Genomic DNA, 4,955 nt, shown 5'->3' with positions numbered 1-4,955 from the left:
CATCGTAGAGATAGCCACTGACAAAACGACAGGCTAAACCCAATCTTCGCAAAGCTTCGATCATCAACCAAGCATAATCGCGACAAGTTCCCGACTTTAGCCGCAGGGTTTCTCCGGGGGATTGAGTTCCTTCACTCTCCCTGGATTGGTAGGTAAAATTATCTTTGATAGCCGCCATCATTCTTGCCATGACATCGAGGGTATCATCTTGGTCCCCCGCTACAAAACTTTTGGCCCAAGCTGCCAAGCTGCCGTCGGCATCCTCAGCGTGGGGACGCATAAACACCACTAGATCTGACCATTCATCGGGGGTGTACTGGATGGGAATTTCGATCGCCCGTTGATCGAGGGGAAAATCAGCGATCGCTTTTAAGCCAAAATGTTCCGCCCGTAATCGACAGGTAACGATTAATTCTGACGCTGCTTCAGCGAATTCAATCCCTACCACGTTGTTAGATAGAGTATCCATAGTCCAGCGCGTTTTGGCGGCAATATTCGCCTCTACAGAATAACTGATAATTCTTTCACCGTGACCGGCGCTGGGCAAAAAAATCGCCCGATGTTCCCCAAAAGTTACCAGTTTACGATAATGATAGCTGGTGATGTGTTCCAAGTCGTAGATGACACTCATCCTGATTGTCCTTAATAAAGTAGCTGGTTATAATTGAAGATAAATCCCCCCTTGATCCCCCCTTAATCCCCCCTTGATAAGGGGGGTATCTGACAATTTTTAACACCCACCCACTTAATCACTGACAACTGATAACCGATAACTGATAACTGAAATGACCTCTGACCCGTTCCTCGATCGAGCTTGGAATACCGAAGACCTAGAACAAGCGCTTCGAGGTGTCGGCACTATTCAAGAAGAACTCAACTATAATCAGGCACGCAATTCTCTGAGCAAACTTGTCGATCGTCTGGATCTTACCTCGATCGAGAAAATTGGTCTAGAAGCGGAGATTGATCGCCTAGTGGCCCTGCTAGAAAAACTCGATCGATCCCTGATTCAAATTGCCGCTTTTGGCCTGGTGGGCCGGGGAAAATCCTCGATTTTAAATGCTCTGGTCGGTCAAGAAATCTTTACAACCGGTCCTCTACACGGAGTTACCCGCACCATTAAAGGGGTAAATTGGCAGTTAAGCAGCGATGATACTTTCCCTCATCTAGCGCGTCTGACCCTGAACGGCCAGGGTAATGCTCAGGTGCAATTGCTTGATACTCCCGGTATTGATGAGGTAGATGGGCAAACGAGGGAAATTCTCGCCTGTCAGGTGGCGCAGCAGGTGGATTTAATCCTTTTTATCATCTCTGGTGATATGACCAAAGTGGAATTTTCCGCCTTGGCCAAGTTACGCGAAGCAGGAAAACCGATGATTTTGGTCTTTAATAAAATCGATCAGTATCCGGAAGTCGATCGCCTCGCTATCTATGAGAAAATCGCCTCAGAACGGGTGAAAGAATTACTCTCCCCCGATGAGATTGTTATGGTGGCGGCCTCTCCCCTCCTGGCGGAGACGGTTCAAGGGCAGGATGGTCGGCTAAAAACGCAACGATTTCGGGGAAACCCCCAGATAGAAGCCCTGAAACTCAAAATTTTGGAAATTCTAGAGCGAGAGGGTAAATCGCTCGTAGCACTCAATTCTATGCTGTATGCGGACGAGGTAAACGAGCAAATTGTCGCCCGCAAAATGGCTATCCGTGATCGCGGGGCTAATCAATTGATTCAAAAAGCAGTGATGATCAAAGCATCGGCGATCGCTCTGAATCCGGTGACGGTGTTGGATCTGTTTACGGGGGCAGTTATCGATCTAGCCATGATTCTCGCTCTTTCTCGCTTATACGGCATCGATTTAACTCGTCAGGGGGCGATCGCTCTTTTACAAAAAATTGCCCTCAATATGGGGGGTATTAGTGCCAGCGAATTTTTAGCGGTTTTGGGTTTAAGTTCCCTAAAAGGACTGCTCGGTCTCTCGATTCCTGCCACTGGCGGCATTTCTCTCCTTCCCTATACTTCGATCGCCCTGACTCAAGCGGGGGTTGCCGGTGTATCCTGTTACGCGATCGGCCAAGTGACGAAAACCTATCTCGCTAATGGGGCCACCTGGGGACCCGATGGCCCGAAGGCAGTGGTAGCCAGTATTCTCGATTCCCTCGATGAAACCTCGATTCTCAACCGGATTAAGCGGGAATTAGGCTCAAAATTGGGGGGTGGGGGACTTTTCAGTGTTGCCAAAGGCACGGCGTAGCCGTCCAGTAAACAGTAATCAGTAATCAGTGAACTGAAGGCAAGAGGCAAGAGGCAAGAGGCTCCCAGAAAGAATCTGGCAATTCTCCTACCTAAAAAGAAGGCTAGAAACTGAGTAGATTAAAGCTTTTAGCTCAACAAATTTGGTTTTAGATTCGGCCCTTGTGAACTGAAAACTCAAATCTGATAACTGATAACTGATCACTGATCACTGACTCGATCAATCCAAGAAATGCTTACTATGGACGATCGCCGCTATAATAACTACCGCCCCTTGAATTTGATAGATCAGACGGTAGGCATAGGCAGACTTTTCTCGGATGGTATCATCGCTAAATTCGGCGCATTTTTTCGCTTCTAGGGGACAATTTTCTAAAGAATAGCTTATATCAAGAATTCGACGCACGACGGCCGCCGCGTAGGACGGGGAATCTCGACTAATATAAGATGCGATCGCATCCACGTCTTCAATTGCTTTGGGCGACCAGACAAGGCGATAATTCACTCGATCAGCCATTTGTTTAAAAGACCCTCAACTTCTTCTTGGGGGATTGTATTCTCTAGAGAAGCCGCGCTCAAACTTTGACGCACCTTCTCCAGAACGTATAAATGATACTGAATATCTTCAATTGAACAATCATCCGGTAATTGATTCAAGAGGGATTCCACTTTTTGTCTAATGCTATTCATACAAGTTTGACCGAAGTTTTTAAGGAAAAGTATAAATTTAAATTATCTATCAACTATCATCTATAGCAGTTATCTTAATAGTGAGGTACGAAGTATCTGGTTTTAGGGAACAGGGAACGGTTAACAGTAGCTGGTCGCCAAGAGATAATGCCAAATTTCTTTATACTTCATCTTTATGAGAAACGCTATATCATAGATAGAAAACTAATAGTTACGCATCCTATCTTATGCCATAGTCCCCAGAAAAGCGAGAAAAAGTTAAGAATAGATAAGGTGATTATCTCGCTTTTGTAACATTGGGGCGGGTATTCTGTTAAGAATACTTAATAATTCTCCTATCTGCTCAATCCCCGCAACTTTTAGGGATTATTGCCAATAAGCATCTAGCGGCCACAAGACCCCCCCCAATCGCAGCAATTTTTTGTTACATTAGTTTACAGTTCCCTCAACGCCCCAGTGGGTTATTAATTTTAATGTCTTCTTCGGTTCCTTCGTCGGATTTTATACCCTTAATCGGTCAAGAAACAGAAATCTTTAACTGGGCAAAATCCCATTATCGTAACCATACCTTTGCTAAAGATGAAAAAGTAGCCACGCGCCCCGGGCTATTATACTTTGTCGAATCTGGGGCGATTCGTATTCTTGGTAAGGCACAAGTTAACGTTATCGACCAAAAATTCCCCCGTCAACTACCTATTGCCGATAGTGAAGAAGTATTTCTCGGTTTTGTGGGTGCAGGTCAACCTTTTGAGATTGTTTCTCAATTTCCCTTTCAATTACAAGCCCAAGCTCATCTAGACGAGACCGAATTAGTCTGGTTATACTGGGAAGACCTAGAAAAATGGCCGCAATTGCGATCGGCTGTTATGGAAACTTTTCGCCATCAATACCAGCGTAAGTTATTTTGGTTGAGTATTCTCGGTCAAAAACGCTCCCTCGATCGATTAATGGGGTTCTTGGTTCTATTATTGGAAGAATACGGTCAACCCTGTGTAGAAGGCTATTATCTTCCCTATCCCCTAACTCACGCTCAAATTGCCAGCGCCATCGGCACTACCAGAGTAACAGTAACAAGATTAATCGGTAAATTGCGACAACAAAATTCGATCTTTTTTAAGCAGGATAATCTTATCGGATTGCCCAGTTTATTTTTGAGTCAGAATTAATTTTTCTGCGGTGTTGCTGACTCAAGCTATGAATGCTAACTGTGCATCCTATCCAAAAGTTAGTTTGGCTCCAGGTTTTAAAAACCCCACACAACAAAATTCCTATCACAAATCAGCAACGCCAGAAATCTATTATGACCGCACAAACCCCGCTATCGCTCTCCGTTCTCTACGAGGAAGATTTTGTTCTCTGGACAGAAAAAACCGCCGAACTTTTAAAGCGAAAAGAGTTTAACAGAGTGGACTGGGAAAATCTGATCGAGGAAGTAGAGTGCATGGGAAAAAGCGAGCGCCAAGCTGTCGAAAGTTTATTAACTCAACTATTAATTCATCTTTTAAAACTGAGTTATTGGACAACGGAAAGAGAACGAAACGCGCGTCATTGGCTAGGAGAGATAGCCACTTTTCGAGTGCAACTGAAAAAAAAGATGAAAACCCCAACACTGAAAAATCATGCCCTTAATTCCTTCGGGGAAGCCTATTCGGACGCGAGACAAACCCTAATTGATGGGAGAATTGTCGATAAAAATACAATTCCCCTAGAGTCTATATTAACTCTCGAACAAGTATTAGACGGAGATTGGTTCCCCATCGATATCGCACCTTTTCTTAGTTAAGACCCACATTCCGCACTTCACTAAGTAGCATAGTAGTAGTATGTCAATTTATAGACAAGGGCAATCACTCTGGCAATAAACATCCGTATTTTTGGCTCTTCGGGACTTGGTATGGTTCGATAGGGGAGCATAAATCGACTCAATCCTTATCTGGCAAGAGATTTAATTGATTAGTTCGCTCCAGATCGCAAACAATTGACAAAAATTGCGGCAATGTCTGTCTCTATAAAGGTT

Annotated in this window: 6 protein-coding genes; 3 read left to right on the top strand and 3 right to left on the bottom strand. The window is 44.5% G+C overall.

Features of this window, described 5'->3' with window-relative positions; genetic code table 11:
• A partial coding sequence (locus tag PX482_RS17455; protein WP_288122772.1) for a transglutaminase family protein occupies nucleotides 1–631 on the bottom strand: 631 nt, incomplete at its 3' end.
• A gap of 154 nt (nucleotides 632–785) precedes the next feature.
• Between PX482_RS17455 and PX482_RS17450 the strand changes: the two genes are divergently transcribed.
• A complete protein-coding gene (locus PX482_RS17450; RefSeq protein ID WP_002757491.1) occupies nucleotides 786–2,249 on the top strand; it encodes a GTP-binding protein in 1,464 nt (487 codons plus the stop codon).
• Nucleotides 2,250–2,468: 219 nt separating this feature from the next.
• Here the strand turns inward: PX482_RS17450 and PX482_RS17445 are convergent, their stop codons facing one another.
• Both PX482_RS17445 and PX482_RS17440 read right to left on the bottom strand, forming a co-directional pair.
• Entirely contained in the window at nucleotides 2,469–2,765 is a 297-nt protein-coding gene (locus tag PX482_RS17445; protein WP_002737690.1) for a type II toxin-antitoxin system RelE/ParE family toxin, read from the bottom strand.
• Nucleotides 2,750–2,938: a hypothetical protein gene (locus tag PX482_RS17440; protein WP_002752772.1), complete on the bottom strand. Its 189-nt coding sequence runs from the start codon at nucleotides 2,936–2,938 to the stop codon at nucleotides 2,750–2,752. The genes PX482_RS17445 and PX482_RS17440 overlap by 16 nt, the downstream gene beginning before the upstream one ends.
• Before the next feature lie 473 nt (nucleotides 2,939–3,411).
• Between PX482_RS17440 and PX482_RS17435 the strand changes: the two genes are divergently transcribed.
• Nucleotides 3,412–4,104 (top strand): Crp/Fnr family transcriptional regulator, encoded by a 693-nt coding sequence (locus PX482_RS17435; protein WP_002757489.1) that lies wholly within the window; start codon nucleotides 3,412–3,414, stop codon nucleotides 4,102–4,104.
• Nucleotides 4,105–4,238: 134 nt separating this feature from the next.
• Nucleotides 4,239–4,721, top strand: coding sequence for a DUF29 domain-containing protein (locus tag PX482_RS17430; RefSeq protein ID WP_043998879.1), 483 nt, complete (start codon nucleotides 4,239–4,241; stop codon nucleotides 4,719–4,721).
• Nucleotides 4,722–4,955 lie beyond the last annotated feature (234 nt).

The sequence above is a fragment of the Microcystis sp. M53602_WE12 genome (assembly GCF_030065455.1).
Taxonomy (GTDB): Bacteria; Cyanobacteriota; Cyanobacteriia; order Cyanobacteriales; family Microcystaceae; genus Microcystis; species Microcystis aeruginosa.
Note: the sequence above shows the minus strand (reverse complement) of the source record. Positions and strands in the feature narration are given on the sequence as shown.

Bases quoted from the DNA above. Each gene is read 5' to 3' on its own strand.
- PX482_RS17450 (WP_002757491.1), top strand. From the start codon at position 786: ATGACCTCTGACCCGTTCCTCGATCGAGCTTGGAATACCGAAGACCTA.
- PX482_RS17445 (WP_002737690.1), bottom strand. From the start codon at position 2,765: ATGGCTGATCGAGTGAATTATCGCCTTGTCTGGTCGCCCAAAGCAATT.
- PX482_RS17440 (WP_002752772.1), bottom strand. From the start codon at position 2,938: ATGAATAGCATTAGACAAAAAGTGGAATCCCTCTTGAATCAATTACCG.
- PX482_RS17435 (WP_002757489.1), top strand. From the start codon at position 3,412: ATGTCTTCTTCGGTTCCTTCGTCGGATTTTATACCCTTAATCGGTCAA.
- PX482_RS17430 (WP_043998879.1), top strand. From the start codon at position 4,239: ATGACCGCACAAACCCCGCTATCGCTCTCCGTTCTCTACGAGGAAGAT.